The following is an 18652-nucleotide window of genomic DNA, read 5'->3' as shown; positions in this document are numbered from 1 at the left end:
CATCCTCTGATTTTTCAAACTCCACAAGAAAAAACGGAACGGAATTCGAACATCATATTTTGCGTTGCAATAACAAAAACGCTAACCTGTCGAGTTAACATGATTTGGCGTGCCTCATTTTTGGAGCCAAAGAGAAGTGTGAAAGGGTAATTGCATTTTAGACTTTTCTGTAATAGAAAATTTGAATTTTGAGATGAACCCTAAACTCAGGTTTGAATTAAGACAAAAAGATTGGGTTGGGTTTTTCGAGATAATTTTGAGTATGTAAATATGCCGTTTGATTTTTTGAAAAAGAATTTTCCCGAAGACAAAAAAGGATCGGTAAAGAGATTTTAAACCCGGTTCTTTCGTAAGTTTTTTTGAGTTTTTTCCTGAGGGTTCCAAAAAACAAATGAGAATTACAAAACAGGGAGTTTTCCAAATTTAGAGCGGTAACTCAAAACATCAAAATGTAGGAACTACAATTTTAAACGTAAGATCATTTTTCAGTCGAATAAGTTATAACGAAGAATGCAATAAATTGCGCGAAAACCGTCTTTCCAACCAATCTTTTTTCCTTCCGCGTAAGTCCTTCCGTAATAGGAGATACCTACTTCAAAGATACGAACATCCGGAATTTTAGCAACCTTTGCGGTGATTTCTGGTTCGAAGCCGAAACGATTTTCTTTGATATCGATGGACTGGATGATTTCTCTACGAAACGCTTTATAACAAGTTTCCATGTCCGTTAAGTTGATATTGGTGAACATGTTGGAAAGGGTCGTTAGCACCATATTCCCCAATCGATGCCAGTAATAAACAACTCTATGCGGACGTCCGCTCAGGAATCTGCTTCCGAATACGACGTCCGCTTTGCCTTTGTAGATCGGATCGATCACTTCCGGAATTTCAAACGGATCGTATTCCAAATCCGCATCTTGAACGATTACGATATCTCCGGTTGCGGCTTTAAAACCCGTTCTAAGAGCGGCTCCTTTTCCATAATTGACTTCGTGAAAAATAATCTGGTTGGCCAGTTTTTTAAGAGCGGGAGTTTGAAGAAGATCTTTCGTTCCATCCTTGGAACAATCGTCCACGAGAATGATTTCCTTGTTTTTGATCGGAACTTTCTTTACTGTTTCCAGAATATTACGAATCGTATTTTTCTCGTTATAACAAGGAATGACGATGGAAACTTTCATATTAACTCCAGACCTGTGATTTCGACCATCCGGAAATCCCGGATAATCGTATCAGCTCGTACTATTATTTTTTCAAGAGCGATTCCGAAAACCAAATTCTGATACGATTCCACTGCTTTTGGAAATTCTCTCTCGTCCATTTTGATGGAAAGGGTTTGAGAAACTCTCTTTTTTTCCATACATTCCCGAATTGAAGTGATTGTTTCTTTCAGAGCGATACAAACTTCTTTCAGAATGTTCTGACCGTCTTTTTCCATCGCGCTTTGATTTCCGTTCGCGTCCAACAGAGCTTTGATATGTTCGTTGATTCGGATCGAAGGCATTCCCCTTCTGCTGATTCCCATTCTTTCAATGACGGTGATCCTATCTTTGAAAATCGCAAATTCGGGAGTTCCTTTGAAGACGTAAATCAAAGCCGGTAATTCGGTTTCCGCAAAGGAAAGAATTGCGCCGTAAAAATAACGAATCTCTGGTTTTGCCAAAGGATGAAAATCGATCTTCTGATACTTTTTGAGTTTTGCTTCTTGTTCTTCCAGGATCTTATTGATCGTTTCCCCCTTGGCCGCTTGTTTTTTGTCTTCCAATTCCTTGTGCTTGGCCTTTAAGGTTTCTATAAATTGAATTTCGTCTTTGAGAAACTGGGCAAGGTTTCCTTTTTGCTGGAGAATCATCGTAAGCCTTGACTCAAACGCTTTTAAATCGAAGATTTTCGGATTCTTTTTGGAATTTTCTGAATATTCCGTTCTGAGTTTTTCTAGAACGGCTTTGATTTCGGAGCTTTGTAGGGGTTCCATAGGAGATCTCTCCTATTCAGTATCGACCCATCTTTCCAAGGAAATAAGCAAAGAAGATATATCTTCGGAACAATACAGAAGCGCGGTTCTGGAATCTCGGAACATTTGTTGCTGATTGTATGAAAGCTGTTTGATATGATTGTCGTTTTTCATGTTTAGAATGTTCAAGGTGTTTAAAACCATTTTTTTCAGTTTTTGAACCAATCCAAACATCAATTCCTGCATCTCCCAAAGAGTCACGAGTTTAAGTTTCTCGCCGTCGGTATTTTTGGACTGGAGGATTTGTTTTCTAGAGGATTCGTATTTTGCAGTGTAGTAATTTACGGATCTTGGATATGTGGTCAGCTCTTTGTGGTAGTTCAAAATTCGATCCAGTTTCTGAAAAAATTCTATGTCGAATTCCCGGTTTAAGTTTCCAACGATATTTTTATTTTCGGAAGGGTCTCCCGTGATTTCGAAAATTTTCGAATTCTGAAGGTTGTTCAAAACAGAATTGATTCTTTCCTTCATCTTTGCAAGTTCGGAGATTTTTTTTTCAATGACGTCTACTTCAATGAAGGAAGGAACGGAATCGTATTCCATTTTTAAGAAAGGTTCACCTAAGTCCTGTTTGGGGGCGGGACTTTCCAGGATGTTGAGATCCATTGTTTCTAAGTCTAAACCGGAACTTTCTTGAGATTTATGACGATCCGGAGCGGTCTTTTGAAAGACGTTTTTTTGAACTTCCACTTCGTTGGTCGTTTGGGCGGAGTCTGAGTTCGACTTCGGAATTTTTACGGAAGATTGTTCCTGGGTTTTGGTCATAATCTCCTGCAAAGAAGAGATTTTTTGCACGGGAATCGGTTTTACACTTTGTCGGCTATGAGTCGGATGGGGAACGTGTTTGTGCTTTTGAGCTTCATTCGGAGATTCTAAAGTAATTCTCACGAATTCTGCTCTTCGGGTATTTCGGTTGAATCGAAGAGCAAAGCGGTTCCCTTGTTTATCGATAAATTTTTGACTGAGTTGGCCCAAGGAAAGCGCGTTAGGATCTACCGAAGAAATGGAATCGATTTCGATGTATTCGGATCGTTTTAACATGACGATTTTTCCTCAAATACGATATTATTGTGTTGAAGAAAGTTTTTGGGATGAAATACGCCGTATTTGTCAAAAAGAAGAGAATCCGGCTTTTGATTCAAACGTAAGTGAAAATCCAGATATACGTTATGCAAAATCTCTTCCATCAACGAATCGAACGAACGAAAACTATGGAAACAATAATTAAAAATTTGTAAATAAGAACTTTTCCGAATTAATAACGAGGTGGAAATCTTTTCTCTTTCAGTCGACAAAAAACACCTCCCGGACTTTTCAAAGTCCTCTAGAAAAACAACTCCTAACTCTGCAAGTTCGGAAAGATCTATTTCCTCTTCTTGAAGACGGGAAAAAAAGTCCCGATCCAATAAAATAGTCAAAAAAATATTTCCAAAACGATTCTGCCTCATTTTTGCCTCTTCTTTTGTTAGCGGTTTCGGAAGTCGTTCGTAGAGGTTCTAAAGCCTTTTAATCGGTGCGGAATTTTAGAAGAATTCGTTTGACAGAAGTTAGGGTACGGAAAAGCTGGAAAAACTTATTCGATAGGAAGTGTAGGCCTTGGCTAATATCAAGTCTTCAGAAAAGGACATTCGGAGAACGAAACGCAGAAATGCGGCCAATTCCCAGAATCGGTCCAGGCTCAGAACTCAGGCTAAAAAAGTTCTGAAAGCCATCAAAGAAAAAGACCCAAAAGCGGCAATGGCTCTTTTTATAGAGTATACCTCTCTTTTAGATAAAGCTGCAAAAACAAACTTAATCCATTCTAAAAACGCAGATAGAAAAAAAAGTAGAATGGCAAAACGCCTCAACACAGTATCTGCAGCAGCCTAAAACTACGGAATGATAAAGGGCGATTAGCTCAGCTGGTAGAGCGCCTGCCTTACAAGCAGGATGTCGGCAGTTCGATCCTGTCATCGCCCATATACTTTTCCGGAGAAATTAACCATTTCTAAAACTTATGAATACAAATGCTTCCGTATTCAATCATCCAGATCTCATGGTTTCCGTTTCTGGGATTCGAGGGATCATTCCCACAGGACTTTCTCCTGAAGTTATTTTTGATGCGCTGCGCGCTTTCGGTACTTGGATTGAAGGATCTAAAATTGTAATCGGTCGCGATTCCAGACCTTCCGGACCTTATATCGAAAACATCGCCTTAGGCTTGATGCAGGCGATGGGAAAAGACGTCCTGCAACTCGGAATTGTTCCCACTCCAACCGTAAAAGCGGTCGTCAATCTTTCCAAAGCGGGAGGTGGAATCATGATCAGCGCCTCTCACAACCCGATCCTATGGAACGCGTTTAAATTTATAGGCCCCGGCGGATTCTTTACCGGAACGGCGGATTTGGAGCAAATTCTGGACACGGTTCGAAATCAATCCTATAGACAAATTCAATACAAACCTTCTTCTAAGATCTTTTCCGGAAAAGAATGGTCTGAAAAACACATCGAATCCGTTCTCAAACGAGTAAACGTGAGTGCAATTCGAAAGAAAAAATATAAGGTTCTCCTAGACGCAGTCAATGGAGCGGGAAGTTTCTTGGTTCCGGAACTTCTGGAAAGACTCGGATGTAAGCCGATCCTTTTACATTGCAGCCCGGACGGAACCTTTCCAAGACCACCGGAACCGACTCCGGACGCGCTCAAACAAACTTCTCGAAGAATGAAATCTTCCGGTGCCGATATCGGCTTTGCTTTGGATCCGGACGCGGATCGTCTTGTCGTTCTCACTCGCCAAAAAGGAGCGATCTCCGAAGAATACACTCTTCCTTTGAGTTTTCTTTCTCTCACGTTGGGGAAAATGCCTAAAAAAGCCAACCTGGTCGTAAATCTTTCCACAAGTTTTATCAACGAGTTCGTAGCGGGGCAATACGGTGTTCCCGTTTCTCGTTCTAAAGTCGGGGAAGCAAACGTAGTATCCGAAATGCTTCGCCAAAAATCGATTTTCGGCGGAGAAGGAAACGGAGGAGTGATCGATCCCGCAATCGCTTCTTTTGGAAGAGATTCACTCTCCGGAATCGCACATATCCTAAATGGAATGGCTGCGACGGGAAAGAAGATCGATTCTATCTTAGAAGAATTCCCCGCCATTCATATGCAGAAAACGAGTTTTCAAGTGGCGGGGAAAAACCTCCAAGACATCTATTCCAAGTTCAGTGAAGAATTTTCGGCTTTCTCCGAAGAAACTCTGGACGGTTTGCGCTTGGCCTCCGAGGATTCTTGGATTCACATTCGTCCTTCTAACACGGAGCCGATCATACGAATCATAGCCGAAGCGAGGACCAAAAAAGATCTCAATTCTCTGCTCGACCGTGCGGGAAGTCTCATGGAGAATGCCTGAATATGTGTGGAATCGTCGGTTATGCCGGTAAAAAGAATGCGGAATCAGTACTGGTAGTAGGTCTAATCTGTCTCGAATATAGAGGCTACGATTCGGCCGGGATTGCGGTTTTGGATCAAGGCGATATTCTGGTCCGAAAGGCCAAAGGAAAGATCAAAGACTTGGAAGCTTACTTGCGCGAATTTCCTGCGCCGGGGAACGTTGGGATCGGACACACTCGTTGGGCGACTCACGGAGAACCGAATCAGATCAACGCCCATCCGCACACGGATTCCAACTCGACCGTTGCGGTTGTGCATAACGGAATCATCGAAAATTATCTCGAACTCAAAAGTGAGTTAAAGAAGAGGGGGCACGTATTTCAAAGTTTAACCGATACGGAAGTTCTTCCTCATTTGCTCGAAGAAAGCAAAAAGAACGGCAAATCCAACAAGGACGCATTTTTAGAACTCTTCGGAAAGATCCACGGTAAATGGGCGGTTTCCACCGTATTTGAAACCGAACCCGATCGTGTTTATTTCGCCCAAGACGGCGCTCCACTTTTAATCGGAAAAGGAAAGGGAGAATATTTTCTGGCCTCTGATATTTCTCCCCTTACCAGAAACTGCGAAGAAGTGTATTACGTAAACTCCGGAGAATGGGGTTATTTTTCTCAAGACGAATTTAAATTATTCGATTTTTCGGGAAAGGAACTTGTTCCCGCATTTAAAAAGCAGGAACTTCGCTGGGAAGATCTGGACAAAGGCGGTTATCCTCACTACATGATCAAGGAGATTCACGAACAAGCGGGAATCTTCCGTAAAATTATCCAAGAAAGAATATTAGACAACGGTGAAATTGTTTTTCCGGAAATCAAACTCAGCAAAGACGTACTTTCCAGAGTTAATAGAATCATTATCCAAGCGGCGGGAACCAGTTATTATGCCGGAATGATCGGCAAACATTATCTTGAGAATTTTGCAAAGATTCAAACCGATACGGAAGCGTCTTCGGAATTCCGTTATAGGAATCCGGTCGTAGAGGGAGATACTCTCATCATGGGAATCTCTCAGTCCGGCGAAACCGCGGACACGTTAGCTTCCATTCACGAAGCGAAAGCTAAGTTCATCAAAGTGGTTTCTCTTGTGAACAACGTAAATTCCACGATCGCGAGGGAATCGGATTCTTATATCCGAACCGACGCGGGACCCGAAATCGGAGTCGCAAGTACGAAAGCGTTTACGGCTCAGGTTTTGAATCTTCTTTTATTCTCCATCTACATGGCCAATCTCAAATGGTTGATCGGCGACGAAGAAAAAAAAGCTCTTATCGAAGAAATCAGATTACTTCCGGCTAAAATGGATCGGATTCTTGCGCAAGTGAGTAAGATCGAAGAGATGTCTTCCCACTTTACGACCGCAAAGGATTTTATCTTTTTAGGAAGAACCTACAACCATCCTGTTGCGCTCGAAGGCGCGTTGAAGCTAAAGGAAATTTCTTATATTCACGCGTCCGGTTACGCGGGCGGAGAATTCAAGCACGGACCGATTGCGCTTATCACCGACGAGGTTCCCGTAGTTTGTATCGCTCCCAAGTCCGAAATTTATACGAAGATGGTTTCCAACATTCAAGAAATCAAAGCGAGAAAAGGAATCATCATTTCGATCGTAACCGAAGGAGATCAAGAAGCGAAATCTCTTTCGGATTATTCTTTCGAGATCCCGGAATGTTCCGAGATCTTAAGTCCGATTTTGAACGTGATTCCTTTGCAATTACTCGCATACTATTCCGCGATCGCTCGGGGTTGTCCTCCGGATCAACCCAGAAACCTGGCCAAGTCCGTAACCGTAGAGTAAGTTCAATGCCGAAGGTTCAGAGAATTCTCATTGATGAAAGAGAGATTCCTGTTGGTTTACGTTCTCTGACGCGCATTCGATCTTTTTCGGAGATTCGTAATGGAATTTTGAATACGATTCAAAGAACGAAGGAACTTCATCCGGACGCGAAGATTTTTTATGCGCATTCGAATCCTACCTTTCAACAGGCTTTTTTAGAAAGAAATCCGAAACTTTTTCCTTATGATGAAAAGGACGTGGACTTGGTTTTATCGCCTGAGTCTTGCCTGCCGTGGAATTTAATCGACGGAATCGCAAAACATATAGAAGACGATCTCGAACTTAGTAAGGAAGTTCAGAAATGGATTCGAAAACTCAAAGTGAAATCGAATCATTTTCACGTTGTCGGAAAATCCAAACATCTTCATGTACACTCGTCCGCCGTCATATATCCCGGAGTCGTATTCGATACGACTTCGGGACCCGTGATCGTAGATAAGGACGCAAAGATTTCCTCTTTTTCTTTTATAGAAGGCCCGGTCTACATCGGACCGAATTCTCAAATCGATAACGCAAGAATTACGGGTGCCACGAGTATCGGAGCGACTTGCAGAGTCGGCGGAGAAGTGGGAACCTGTTTGATCGGAGATTTTACGAACAAACACCACGAAGGGTTTTTAGGACATTCCGTTCTTGGAAGTTGGGTGAACATAGGCGCACTCGCGACCACATCCGATTTAAAAAACAATTACGGAGTCGTAAAAATTAGGGAAGAGAGCGACGAATGTATCACCGGCTCCATCAAGTTCGGTTCCGTGATTTCGGACTATTGTAAGATCGCGATCGGAGTGATGTTGAATACGGGAACCGTAGTGGATTTCGGATCAAACGTCGTATCCTCTCGAATCGGCGGATATGTTTTTCCGTTTACTTGGGCGGAATCGGGGCAACCTTATATTCTCGATCTGTTTTTAAGAGACGCTCGAAAAATTATGGCGAGAAGAAACAGGGAACTCACGTTATCCGAAACCGAATTGATTCGCATTTTGTACGAATCTAAAGTAAAAAAATAAAAATCCGGAGGGTTTTATGGAAATCATAGAATCCAAAATACGCACGTCCTCGTCGGAATATAAAGAGAATTTTGAAGATCTAAAACAGAAGGTGGGATCTTTACGCAAACTAATCCGTAAAATCGAGTTAGGCGGCGGCGAAAAAGCAATCGAACGCCATAAAGGAAGGGGCAAACTTACCGCAAGAGAGAGAATTTCTTCCCTGATTGATCCGGAAACTTCCTTTTTGGAATTTTCTCCTTTGGCTGCGGAGGGTGTTTATCCTGATGGCGTTCCCGCAGCGGGAATTTTGACCGGCATCGGGAGGATTTGCGGAATCGATTGTGTGATCGTCGCGAATGATGCGACTGTAAAAGGTGGGACGTATTATCCTCTGACCGTAAAAAAACATATCAGAGCGCAGGAGATCGCTCTTCAAAATTTTCTCCCTTGTATTTATCTCGTGGATTCCGGAGGAGCCTTTCTTCCGATGCAGGACGAAGTATTTCCCGACAAGGATCATTTCGGGAAGATCTTTTATAACCAGGCGAATTTGTCCTCTCTTAAGATTCCGCAGATTTCAGTGGTGATGGGAAGTTGTACTGCGGGCGGTGCGTATATTCCCGCGATGTCCGACGAATCCGTTATCGTAAAAGGGAACGGAACGATTTTCTTAGGCGGTCCCCCTCTTGTAAAGGCGGCGACTGGGGAAATCGTTACGCCGGAAGAATTGGGCGGCGCCTTGGTTCACAGTACAATTTCCGGAGTGACGGATCACTATGCGGAAGACGACGCGCACGCGATTGAGATCACAAGGAACATCGTTTTTACCTTACATCATGCGGGGAACGTTGCCGCAAAAGGTTCAATCAGTTGGGAAGAACCCTTATATCCTTCCGAAGAAATTTATGGAATCATACAAAAGGACATTCGTAAATCGTACGACGTTCGAGAGATCATTGCGAGAATCGTGGATGGATCCCGCTTTCAAGAATTCAAAAAATATTATGGAATTACTCTCGTGACCGGCTTTGCAAAAATTTACGGAAAAATGGTCGGAGTCATCGCAAACAACGGGGTCTTGTTTTCAGAAAGTGCGCTGAAAGCTTCGCACTTCATCGAGCTTTGTAATCAAAGAGGGATTCCTCTTTTGTTTCTTCAGAACATCACCGGATTTATGGTCGGTAAAAAATACGAAAATTCCGGAATTGCAAAAGACGGCGCTAAGATGGTAAATGCGGTTTCAACTTCCGTCGTACCTAAATATTCGGTAGTAATCGGAGGTTCTTACGGAGCGGGAAACTACGGAATGTGCGGAAGGGCTTTTAATCCGAGATTTTTATGGATGTGGCCGAATTCAAGAATCTCCGTAATGGGCGGAGAGCAGGCGGCAAATGTACTTTTGACGGTAAAGATGGAGCAGTTGGAAAGAGAAGGCAAAAAACTTTCTGAAGCCGAGCAGTTCGCATTTCGTAAACCGATCTTGGACGATTACGAAAGTAGATCTTCTTGCATCTATTCTTCTGCGAGGCTTTGGGACGATGGGGTAATCGATCCCGCCAAAACGAGGGATGTTTTAGGAATCACTCTTTATGCGGACCATTCCAAAAGGCCGGAATACCCTCGTTATGGAATTTTTAGAATGTAGAAAATTTTAAACCGCAGTTCGATTGATTGAACTGAAAATGTATATCGTATCAGTTACTTTCTTTTTTGTTTCCATTCCTTGTTTTTGACATTGCCTTAAAGGGAATACCCTTTTTAAGGACACATCTATACTTCGGATAGTTTCATCTTACTCATCTTTACATAATAGAGTGTCCAAAATTCTGCGTTTAAGCGCGGGATTTGTTCTCAAATTAGCGGTACTCATCTTATAGGGATGAGTAAAATGTATATAACCTTTTTGTAAAAACCGAATATGGAAAAAATCAGTTAATTTCGAAAGTGCGAATTTAAAAAATCCTTTATAAAGATGATGGGTTGTCGCAACAGCTTGCGAATTTCATAAATAAGATAACTCGCGACAACCTTGAACTCAATGTTTCCCGACGGTTGAAACATAATGCTTCAATTCCTTCGGAATTGAACTAAAGTGTTGCTCTCTAAACTCAGTGAAGCGGCTTCCTAAGGGGAGCCGTTAACTCAGCGAATGCCTCTCCTATCATAACCAACCAACAAATACTTGGACCCGAAGATAAATCTGTCGGAATTACGACAAATCCTCTGTGAAACTTGCGCCCCACCCTTATTTTTGGGTGGGGGTTGGAAAGGTTCGGGAGATTTTTCTCTATCAGAAAATGATACTTTTTGCAAGTAAAAAGTATCATTCTTGTCGGAACACTTGAAAAATATCAGTTTTTGACCCTTATGATCCCAAAAGCCTTCTTAACTTGTGGGTCCTCTCTACGGATCACAACATAGAATCGCTTTCGCATTTTCTTACGCCGAACTCACGTTAGAAGAATAGCAGTTTTTAGATTTTATTAGCATCTATTATAGAGAAATAGCTAAATCTCAAAAATTGCTTATTTTTTGGGCAATCTGAAGCATTTGATTCATTCTGGGTTTGAAATTTTTATAACTTTAGTTTTGGTTCCGATTTGTGTTTGGCTCTTCTTTCAAAAAATGTGGGATCTACTGTATTTCAGAGAAGTTTTTCATATTCTGAAAATTCTTAAATTATTCTTTAGTTGGTATCGATTTTGCATGTAATAGGCATCAATTGATTTGGGATGAGAATGATTATGAATTGGACTAAAAGATTAATCTTATTACTTCTTCTACTTCTTCCATTTGTCGTATTTGGACAAGAAGCGACCCCCGTAGCGGATAAAGGAGATACAGTCTGGATGATCGTCGCATCGGCTCTCGTATTTTTTATGATTCCTGGATTGGCGCTGTTTTATGGCGGTCTTGTAAGATCTAAAAACGTTCTTTCGACTATGATGCATAGTTTTGTGGCGATCTTGGTTTTAACTCTACAATGGACAATTTTTGGGTATAGTTTTGCGTTTTCGGGAACTAATCCTTATTTTGGAAATTTTGATCTCATTTTTTTATCCGGCATCGACGAGAACACTTTGGAGTTAACGATTCCCAAATATATTCACTTTCTTTTTCAAGGAATGTTCGCATTAATCACACCTGCTCTGATTTCGGGAGCGATTGCTGAAAGAGTAAAATTCGGCGGTTATATAGTTTTTATTTTTCTTTGGTCCACTCTTGTTTATGATCCGGTTGCGCACTGGGTTTGGGCGGCGGATGGTTGGCTCTTTAAGTTGAGTGCCTTGGATTTTGCGGGAGGAACCGTGGTGCATTTGATTTCCGGAATTGCGGGTCTTGCAGCTGCACTTGTTCTCGGAAAAAGAAAAGGAGAAGGTCCTTCTCTGATCGCTCCGAACAATCTTACTTACACTTTAATTGGCGCTGGTTTACTTTGGTTCGGTTGGTTCGGTTTTAACGCGGGTTCCGGTCTCGCGGTAAACGGAGTTGCGGCAAGAGCATTCTTAGTTACATTGATTGCTCCCGCGGCTGCCGGTGTCGCATGGCTTGTAATCGAATATCTTCATACGAAAAAAGCTACCGCTCTCGGAGCTGCTTCCGGTATCGTTGCAGGTTTAGTTGTGATTACTCCCGCATCCGGCTTCGTTGGCGTTCAAGGTGCCATTATCATGGGTTTTCTCGTAAGCCCCGTATGTTACGGTGCGATTCTCTTGAAAGGAAAATTCGGATATGATGACAGTCTGGATGCTTTCGGAATTCACGGAGTGGGTGGCGCGTTAGGCGCTATTCTTACCGGAGTTTTCACTCTCACTCTTGGCGCGGGCGTTGTAAGCAGAGGAGATCAGATTCTGGTTCAGATAATCAGTGTCATTGCAACCGGGGCGTATTCTTTTATAGTGTCTGTGATTCTTGTATTTCTGATCGATAAAACGATCGGGTTCCGTATCTCGGAAGAAAAAGAAATCACTGGTTTGGATTCGGAGATCCATGGCGAAAAAGGTTATATTCTTTAATTAACTACTGCAGAATTTTGAATAAGGAGATTCTATGAAATTAATCGTTGCTATCATTCAGCCTCATAAATTGGAAGAGGTAAAAGCGGAATTAACGAAGAATGAAATTTACAGACTTACCGTGAGCGATGTTCAGGGATATGGTCAACAAAAAGGAAAAACCGAAGTTTTTCGAGGTCACGAGTATCAAGTGAATCTTCTAAGAAAAGTTCGTCTTGAAATTGCCGTTAACGACGAATTTGTAAAACCTACTGTGGATGCGATTCTCAAAGCGGCAAAAACCGGAGACGGAAAGATCGGAGACGGAAAGATTTTTATTACTCCTCTTGAGGATGTGATTCGAATCAGAACCGGAGAAAGAGGGAGTTCCGCGATCTGATTTTTATTTAGAGTCCGTCCCAAAACCATTCGATCTTATCAGAATCCCTGCGGATCACTGCAATTGTTCCTACGTTTTGGGACAAACTCTTAGATAAATTGGCGCCGGGCGCCTTTCTGAGCTTGAAAACCGTGGGTTAGATGCGAAGCATGAACCGTAAAACAAGAAAACCAACGGAAGGGGAACTAAGAATCTATCCCAAAACCTTAAAAAAATTCTAAATGATCCTGTATTTCCAAAAAATGTGGGAGTTTCCACATTTTTAGGTTTTAAGATCGCCGTTCGATAGCATGAAGCTTTGACCGAAGAAAATTTTCAAATTCTAAAACGTTTTTATCACGTTATACACTCTTATGAGTTTCTATATAATAATCCGCTGAAATTCTTCCCGATCCGTATAAAGAAAAATGGAAAAGCAAAAGGAGAATCATCGCGGCGTACGGAAGATTTGATCCGGGAGCCATAAATCCCTCCTTCCCGTGAATAAATATAACCGCTCCGACCAGTACGGGAACTTGAAGAAGCGCCGCAAAGCGAGTCAATAATCCCGACAAAAGCAAAATCCCTCCGCAGATATGTGCGATTACTATATAATGAGCGAGTAACGTAGATGCCATCGGGGCGTTGTTCATCTCCATCAAACGAATCAGCGCATCCGTGTCGTATAAGAACTCCAAACCTTTATAAATTAAAACTCCTCCAAGATAAATTCGAAGGAAATCGACCAACCAATCCCGATGTTCTCGTAGCCAACGGTTCAAACGATCCATAGCTCACCTCCAGATTTTTAGGTTAGTGTTATCATACCTTTTTTCAAAACTTTTGCAAGGGAAGAACTGTCAAAATTTGCTAAAAACCGATCTTTCTAAAAATAGAACCGCCGGTACGATCTTTTAGGATTCGAAAATAAACTCGCTTCGAACAAAGATATTTTTTAATTTTAGAGATTCTTTCCAAAGACAACTTTCGATTGCTTGCGGGCTTTCCTAAATGATCCGTTAAACATAAAATGTCCAGGTTTCTATCTTTTAAATTTCCTTCTATATAGTAGAGTGTCCAAAATTCTGCGTCTAAACACGGATTTGTGCTCAAACAACGGTATCCTATTTTATAGGGATCGGTAAAGAGTCCAAAGAGAACAAGAATTCTTCCGCAATTATAGAAGGCCGCCGTCGAGATAAACGAAGTCCGGAAGTTTGCAAATTAGAATCAATCGTTAAGATTTCTTTTGAGCGGTGACGGAAGCGGAGTTCCGCCTAAAATTAGAAGAAGTTTATATCGACTTAGAACCGGTCTCAAAACTCCTTGTACTTTGAGAGTGTAATACTATAATTGTGAAATGGACAAATATTATTCAGAGATTCCCGAGGGACTTTGGAAACAAATAGCCCCTTTGATCCCAAAAGAGAAGTCAAAGCCGAAAGGTGGTCGCAATCGCGTTCCAACAAGAGTCGTAATGGCAGGTATCATCTATCGAATGAAAACAGGCTGTCAGTGGCGTGCAATTCCGAATGACTTTGGATCGGGTCAAACTTGTCACAGAAGATTTCAAGAATGGGAACGAGCGGGAGTATTCAAAAAGATTTATAAATCTATTTTAAAATATTATGATGTGAAGAATAAGATAGCTTGGGATTGGGCTTCGATGGATTCCGCAATGGTCAAGGCTTCCAAAGGGGGAGTTTAACCGGGAAAAATCCTACAGACCGTGCCAAATTGGGAGTTAAACGGCATATTCTTACGGATGGAAACGGAATTCCATTGGCAATTACGTTGAGTGGAGCGAACGTTCATGATAAACGCAATGTAAAAGATACATTGAATTCCATCTTGGTTTTTTCCGGAAGAAAAAGAAAAAAACCAAAACACCTTTGTTTAGATAAAGGTTATGACTTCAAAGATATAGAAGCATTAATCAAAAGAAGAAACATTCGACCTCATATTCGGAAAAAAGGTGAAAAACCTCTCATTGGTAAATACAAAGGAAAACCTAGACGTTGGGTCGTTGAAAGAACAAATAGTTGGCATAATCGATTCAGAGCTATTTTGATTCGCTGGGAAAGAAAAGCAGAAAACTATCTGGCTTCTCTTTATCTTGCAAGCTCAATCATTGTTTTTAACTTTTTTAATAGGTAGTTTTGAGACCGGTTCTAAATCTAAAACCTTTAAGATTCGCTCCGCTTCCTTTTTGTATCGATCGGGAAGTAAAGTTACAGAAGCTTCTCCGGATGTTTTTGTTCTTAAATGCTTTTTGGTAATATGAGTCAAACCTGCTTGAGTGAATAAACTGTGAAGTCGATTCTTTCCTTGCGTTAGTTGTTTCGTCCAGTTCTCATGTTCCGTGCAAAGTCTTCGATTGTCTTCCTCTTCGTCGGGAGAAACTCAACACAACGCTTCCTATGGGGCACGTTGTGGGAATTGGAACTCTTCTTTTGGATATCGTTGAATGAGTCTGGCTATTTTTAAACTGTCTTCTTTATCGGTCTTTTTTAAAGATTGATAGATCGTTGCTAAGTCGCCGGGATTTAGGACAATTACTTGAATCCCTTTGTTGAGTATTGATTTTGCAATTCTAAAAGATTGAGATCCAATCGAGCGATCCGTTGAGAGCGAGATTGCCAAAAAGCAGCGGAGCGCTGCTGTTGGCTCTTAGCGAAGCTAAGAAACCTAAACCTACAATATCATTCAAGGTTAACCATTTTAATAAACTGTTGATACCGTTTTCCGTTGTACCGAATTGTCGACGTTCGAGCAAGTTTTCCGTATTGATTCGAACAACCTCTAAACTTTTCTTTCCACAATCAATTCCTACATACTTGCCATCTTGACTTTTCATTTCTTTTCTCCTAAAATGACAGAGGCGGAAGGACTTAACAAAGTCGGGTGATAACACCAGCACTCCCATCGAACGATCCTTGGAGAGTGAGACACTGAGTTCAGAGAGCGATCAATCCATCGAACGACCCTTAGGAAGTGAGATGCTGAGTTACTCCACCGGCCTTCTTGACTCCGTCGAATCAAGAATATCACACTTCGAGCTGTCTTACGTTCAAGAATCATACTAATCTATGGATCGGCATAACTCAGCGGCTGCCTCTCTATGGATCGGCAGCCAGGTCATAACATAGAATCGCTTTCGCATTTTGTCACACCGAACTCACGTTAAATTATCTTAACTTCAGAAAGAATAGATCACTATCCCCTTGACGGCGGGCATTTTCGTTGTCTAAAGAAACGTCCGTACTTCCCGTGCAGTAAAGGTTTCCTTGGGGGTCTTGTCCGATTCCGTTGCCTATTATTGTTCCTCCGTTGAATCCGGTTTGTCGGATCCATTCCCGATTTCCTAAAGAATCGTGTTTGGTCAGAAGTAAATCCATTCCGATTCCGTTCTGGCTTCCATCCTCCATATGATTGCTTTTGCTGGCCGTAAAAACATTTCCTTCCGAATCCGTCATGATTGCGTTGATGGAAGTAGTTCTATGACCGTTAGCCGGGCCCAAGTATCGAATCCATTGTCGAACGCCGAGAGGATCATACTTTACTAAGATACCACGATCACTCTCCACAACTCCGCCTTCTGGTTCGAAATTTGCATTACTCATTCCGCCGACAAAAACGTTTCCGAACGGATCCAAAGCTATGGAGTTACCTTCGGTTCTACTCAATGCCTGACCAAGTTGTGCGAAAAATTGTCTTCTTCCATTTCTATCGTATTTAAGAATGAAAAGGTCAAAGTTTCCTATTCCCGGAGCAGTGTTGGTTTCCAAGTTTGCATTTGCGATGCCGGTTACAAATATATCTCCTGTGTTGTTTGCAACTACCACCCCTGTTAATAAGACCCGGGCGTTGGGAATGGAAATGCGCGAGGTATTACCCCAGTTTCCTTGAGTATCGATCTTAATGAGGAATCCGTCGTATAGAGCGTCGTCCCAATTTCTAGGCTGTGTGTGTAACGTGCCGACTATGTAGGAAGTTCCGGACGAATCTACGAAAATTTTTTCAGGTTCAGCGCTCTCGTTTCTCCCTCCGGGTTCTGTTAGTCGTCTCCAGATTTCATTCCCGTTCGTATCGAATTTAAATGCAAATAAATTTTTATTTCCACGAGCGATACTTCTACTAGCGATTACGTAAACGTTTCCTCTCGCATCTACTCCTACATCGGCAACATCTAAATTTACACCCCGGACTCCGACTTGTTTTGACCAAATGATTTGTTTCCGAGAATTGTATTTTGCGAGAATAAGATCCCTAGTTCCGATAGGATTCTCGTTGTAAACGCCAACGTTTGTGTCCCCGGCAACGTAGATAAATCCATTTGTATCAATAGCAAGTCCTGAACCTGAAGTGTGCCCGTTAGGCGCTCCGACTAATAAGGTCCATCCTAAGGCATCTGCGTTTTCATTTAGGACATTTTCTTCGACGACATCCTCATTCGAAGATATTGAATTTTCAATAGGAGCAGGATGATTATTCCCTTGAAGAAGTCCTATCCACCAGTAATCGTTTGCTTTTGAATCGGATTTGTTTAAGTTAAGCAATCCTCCAATGGGCGAACAAGCTTGGATGAATATAAAAACAAAAAGGTAAAAGCGAACCAAGATAATACTCCTTCTAATCTCAATGTACTTTTCGACTACAAAGATTAAAAATTCTACGAAAAGAAATTCTCGAAAGAGTAGGGTATTTTATCCTATCTTAAGGATGAGAATAGATGTGGAAGAAAGAGATCGACTTTTCGAGCGGGAATGGTATTCGTGCTGATAACTTAAAGAGAGCGTTCTTCAAATGAACTTAGAGACTGAAATTAGACAAGAAACGAATCTTTGCGATAAATCCGGAAATCTCAATTTAACTTCGGTAGGTTGGTCTAAAAAACCCCTGCACAGATGTAATTTAAGCGGACATTATTTGAGAAAGAAAAAATGGAATTACTGGTGTATTTACGACGAGAATTTTTTGGTATCTTTTACGATTTCGGATGTGGATTATGCAGGAGTCGTTTTTGTTTATTGGTTAAATCGAAAAACGGGAGACTTTGAGGAAGATACCATTCTCACTCCTTTCGGCTCGGGGATCAGTCTCGGTCAACTCGTGGGAAGCAATGCGACGTATATAGGAAATAACGCTCGTTTACAATTTTTTAGGGAAGAAGAAGGTTATCGTCTTTCGGTGAACATCTCACTCAAAAATAAAATTCCTGTTCAGGCGGAGATTTTGGTTCCAGTTCCGGAGAACTGGGAAACTCTAAACGTAGTGGTTCCTTGGTCCAAAAGAAGATTTCAATTTACCGAAAAATTGTTCGGAGTCGGGGCGCAGGGAAGCGTTCGCTACGGAGCGATGGAATATAAATTCGAACTCGAATCTTCCTTTGCCTGTATGGATTACGGGAGAGGGGTATGGCCTTATTACACAAAATGGAATTGGGCCTCTATGATGACACATAACGCAGGAAATAGAATTGGAATGAATTTGGGAGCCGGATGGACGGACGAAACTGGTACGACCGAAAATGCTATTTTAATCAATGGAAGAATTTATAAAATTCCTTCCGATGCTGTTTTTGAAGTGGATCGGGAGAATTGGATAAAACCTTGGCGTCTTTATACGAAAGATTCCCAAGCAATCGATTTGCAGTTTATTCCGGATTTTCATAGAAAGGCCGTGACAAATGTGGGAGTTTTCGCGTCTTCTGTTCATCAGATGATAGGAAAGTTCGAGGGAATTATACGGCTCGGAAAAAACGAATATAAAATTACAGACGGTCAGGGGTGGGCGGAAGATCACATCGCAAGATGGTAACTTAGGATCTGAATTAACGTAAGTTCGGCGTAAGAAATTCATGATTTATCTTTTTTATAGGAAGTTGGAATTTGAACTCTGTAAATCTATTCTTAAAATGTGGGAACTACAACAAAACTGCTTCAACGTTCATTTCAGTGAAACAAAAACAAATGGAGAATTAATTTTTCAACAACTTTATTCTACTGATCTTTAT

16 protein-coding genes, 1 tRNA gene and 1 pseudogene are annotated in these 18652 nt (G+C 41.6%); 10 read left to right on the top strand and 8 right to left on the bottom strand.

Annotated elements, in window-relative coordinates; translation table 11 throughout:
• Positions 1–485: 485 nt before the first annotated feature.
• Genes FHG67_RS17390 through FHG67_RS17375 form a run of 4 tightly spaced genes read right to left on the bottom strand, consistent with a single transcriptional unit; the run spans position 486 to position 3462 of the window.
• Positions 486–1181, bottom strand: a complete 696-nt coding sequence (locus FHG67_RS17390) for a glycosyltransferase family 2 protein (protein WP_002635104.1) — start codon at positions 1179–1181, stop codon at positions 486–488.
• The gene (locus FHG67_RS17385; protein ID WP_002635129.1) at positions 1178–1975 is read right to left on the bottom strand and encodes a hypothetical protein; all 798 of its coding nucleotides are present in this window, start codon (positions 1973–1975) and stop codon (positions 1178–1180) included. The genes FHG67_RS17390 and FHG67_RS17385 overlap by 4 nt, the downstream gene beginning before the upstream one ends.
• Positions 1976–1987: 12 nt before the next feature.
• Complete coding sequence (locus FHG67_RS17380; RefSeq protein ID WP_004499320.1) at positions 1988–3055, bottom strand: LIC_10450 family protein; 1068 nt, start codon at positions 3053–3055, stop codon at positions 1988–1990.
• Positions 3049–3462 carry a hypothetical protein gene (locus FHG67_RS17375; protein ID WP_004499312.1) on the bottom strand — a complete coding sequence of 138 codons (414 nt, stop codon included), beginning with the start codon at positions 3460–3462 and terminating at the stop codon, positions 3049–3051. Before FHG67_RS17375 ends, FHG67_RS17380 begins: the two co-directional genes overlap by 7 nt.
• A 148-nt stretch (positions 3463–3610) precedes the next feature.
• Between FHG67_RS17375 and rpsT the strand changes: the two genes are divergently transcribed.
• The 8 genes from rpsT (at position 3611) to FHG67_RS17330 (ending at position 12657) form a co-directional block, all read left to right on the top strand.
• Positions 3611–3883, top strand: a complete 273-nt coding sequence (rpsT, locus tag FHG67_RS17370) for a 30S ribosomal protein S20 (RefSeq protein ID WP_002747260.1) — start codon at positions 3611–3613, stop codon at positions 3881–3883.
• Between the two features lie 17 nt (positions 3884–3900).
• A tRNA-Val gene (locus FHG67_RS17365) sits at positions 3901–3973 on the top strand.
• Between the two features lie 37 nt (positions 3974–4010).
• Entirely contained in the window at positions 4011–5393 is a 1383-nt protein-coding gene (glmM, locus tag FHG67_RS17360; protein ID WP_004497203.1) for a phosphoglucosamine mutase, read from the top strand.
• Positions 5394–5395: 2 nt separating this feature from the next.
• On the top strand, positions 5396–7228 hold the full coding sequence (gene glmS / locus FHG67_RS17355) for a glutamine--fructose-6-phosphate transaminase (isomerizing) (protein ID WP_002635108.1): 1833 nt from the start codon (positions 5396–5398) through the stop codon (positions 7226–7228).
• A 5-nt stretch (positions 7229–7233) separates the two neighbouring features.
• Positions 7234–8280 (top strand): GlmU family protein, encoded by a 1047-nt coding sequence (locus tag FHG67_RS17350; protein ID WP_004501062.1) that lies wholly within the window; start codon positions 7234–7236, stop codon positions 8278–8280.
• Positions 8281–8296: 16 nt separating this feature from the next.
• Complete coding sequence (locus FHG67_RS17345; RefSeq protein WP_004499321.1) at positions 8297–9907, top strand: carboxyl transferase domain-containing protein; 1611 nt, start codon at positions 8297–8299, stop codon at positions 9905–9907.
• A gap of 1099 nt (positions 9908–11006) precedes the next feature.
• Positions 11007–12278: an ammonium transporter gene (locus FHG67_RS17335; protein WP_004497224.1), complete on the top strand. Its 1272-nt coding sequence runs from the start codon at positions 11007–11009 to the stop codon at positions 12276–12278.
• A 34-nt stretch (positions 12279–12312) separates the two neighbouring features.
• Positions 12313–12657: a P-II family nitrogen regulator gene (locus FHG67_RS17330; protein ID WP_002619748.1), complete on the top strand. Its 345-nt coding sequence runs from the start codon at positions 12313–12315 to the stop codon at positions 12655–12657.
• Positions 12658–12998: 341 nt separating this feature from the next.
• On the opposite strand, the gene FHG67_RS17325 is transcribed toward FHG67_RS17330, so the two are convergent.
• Positions 12999–13418, bottom strand: a complete 420-nt coding sequence (locus FHG67_RS17325) for a DoxX family protein (RefSeq protein ID WP_026054514.1) — start codon at positions 13416–13418, stop codon at positions 12999–13001.
• Positions 13419–13506: 88 nt separating this feature from the next.
• Positions 13507–13749, bottom strand: coding sequence for a hypothetical protein (locus FHG67_RS17320; protein ID WP_004497206.1), 243 nt, complete (start codon positions 13747–13749; stop codon positions 13507–13509).
• A gap of 247 nt (positions 13750–13996) precedes the next feature.
• Between FHG67_RS17320 and FHG67_RS22905 the strand changes: the two genes are divergently transcribed.
• A protein-coding gene (locus tag FHG67_RS22905) for an IS5 family transposase (RefSeq protein WP_376767523.1) occupies positions 13997–14793 on the top strand; the annotation gives its coding sequence in 2 pieces (ribosomal slippage) (positions 13997–14342 and positions 14342–14793; 798 coding nt in all).
• Between the two features lie 15 nt (positions 14794–14808).
• Here the strand turns inward: FHG67_RS22905 and FHG67_RS17310 are convergent.
• A pseudogene (locus FHG67_RS17310) lies at positions 14809–15493 on the bottom strand (transposase); the annotation flags it as partial.
• Between the two features lie 331 nt (positions 15494–15824).
• The gene (locus FHG67_RS17300) at positions 15825–17255 is read right to left on the bottom strand and encodes an SBBP repeat beta-propeller lipoprotein, LipL53 family (RefSeq protein WP_142499865.1); all 1431 of its coding nucleotides are present in this window, start codon (positions 17253–17255) and stop codon (positions 15825–15827) included.
• 187 nt (positions 17256–17442) lie between these two features.
• Here FHG67_RS17300 and FHG67_RS17295 point away from each other — a divergent pair, with 187 nt between their 5' ends.
• Entirely contained in the window at positions 17443–18456 is a 1014-nt protein-coding gene (locus FHG67_RS17295) for a DUF2804 domain-containing protein (RefSeq protein ID WP_004496956.1), read from the top strand.
• The last annotated feature ends 196 nt before the right edge of the window (positions 18457–18652 follow it).

It is taken from the genome of Leptospira weilii (assembly GCF_006874765.1).
GTDB lineage: Bacteria > Spirochaetota > Leptospiria > Leptospirales > Leptospiraceae > Leptospira > Leptospira weilii.
The sequence above is the reverse complement of the archived record's forward strand: the minus strand, read 5'-3'. Positions and strand labels throughout refer to the sequence as shown.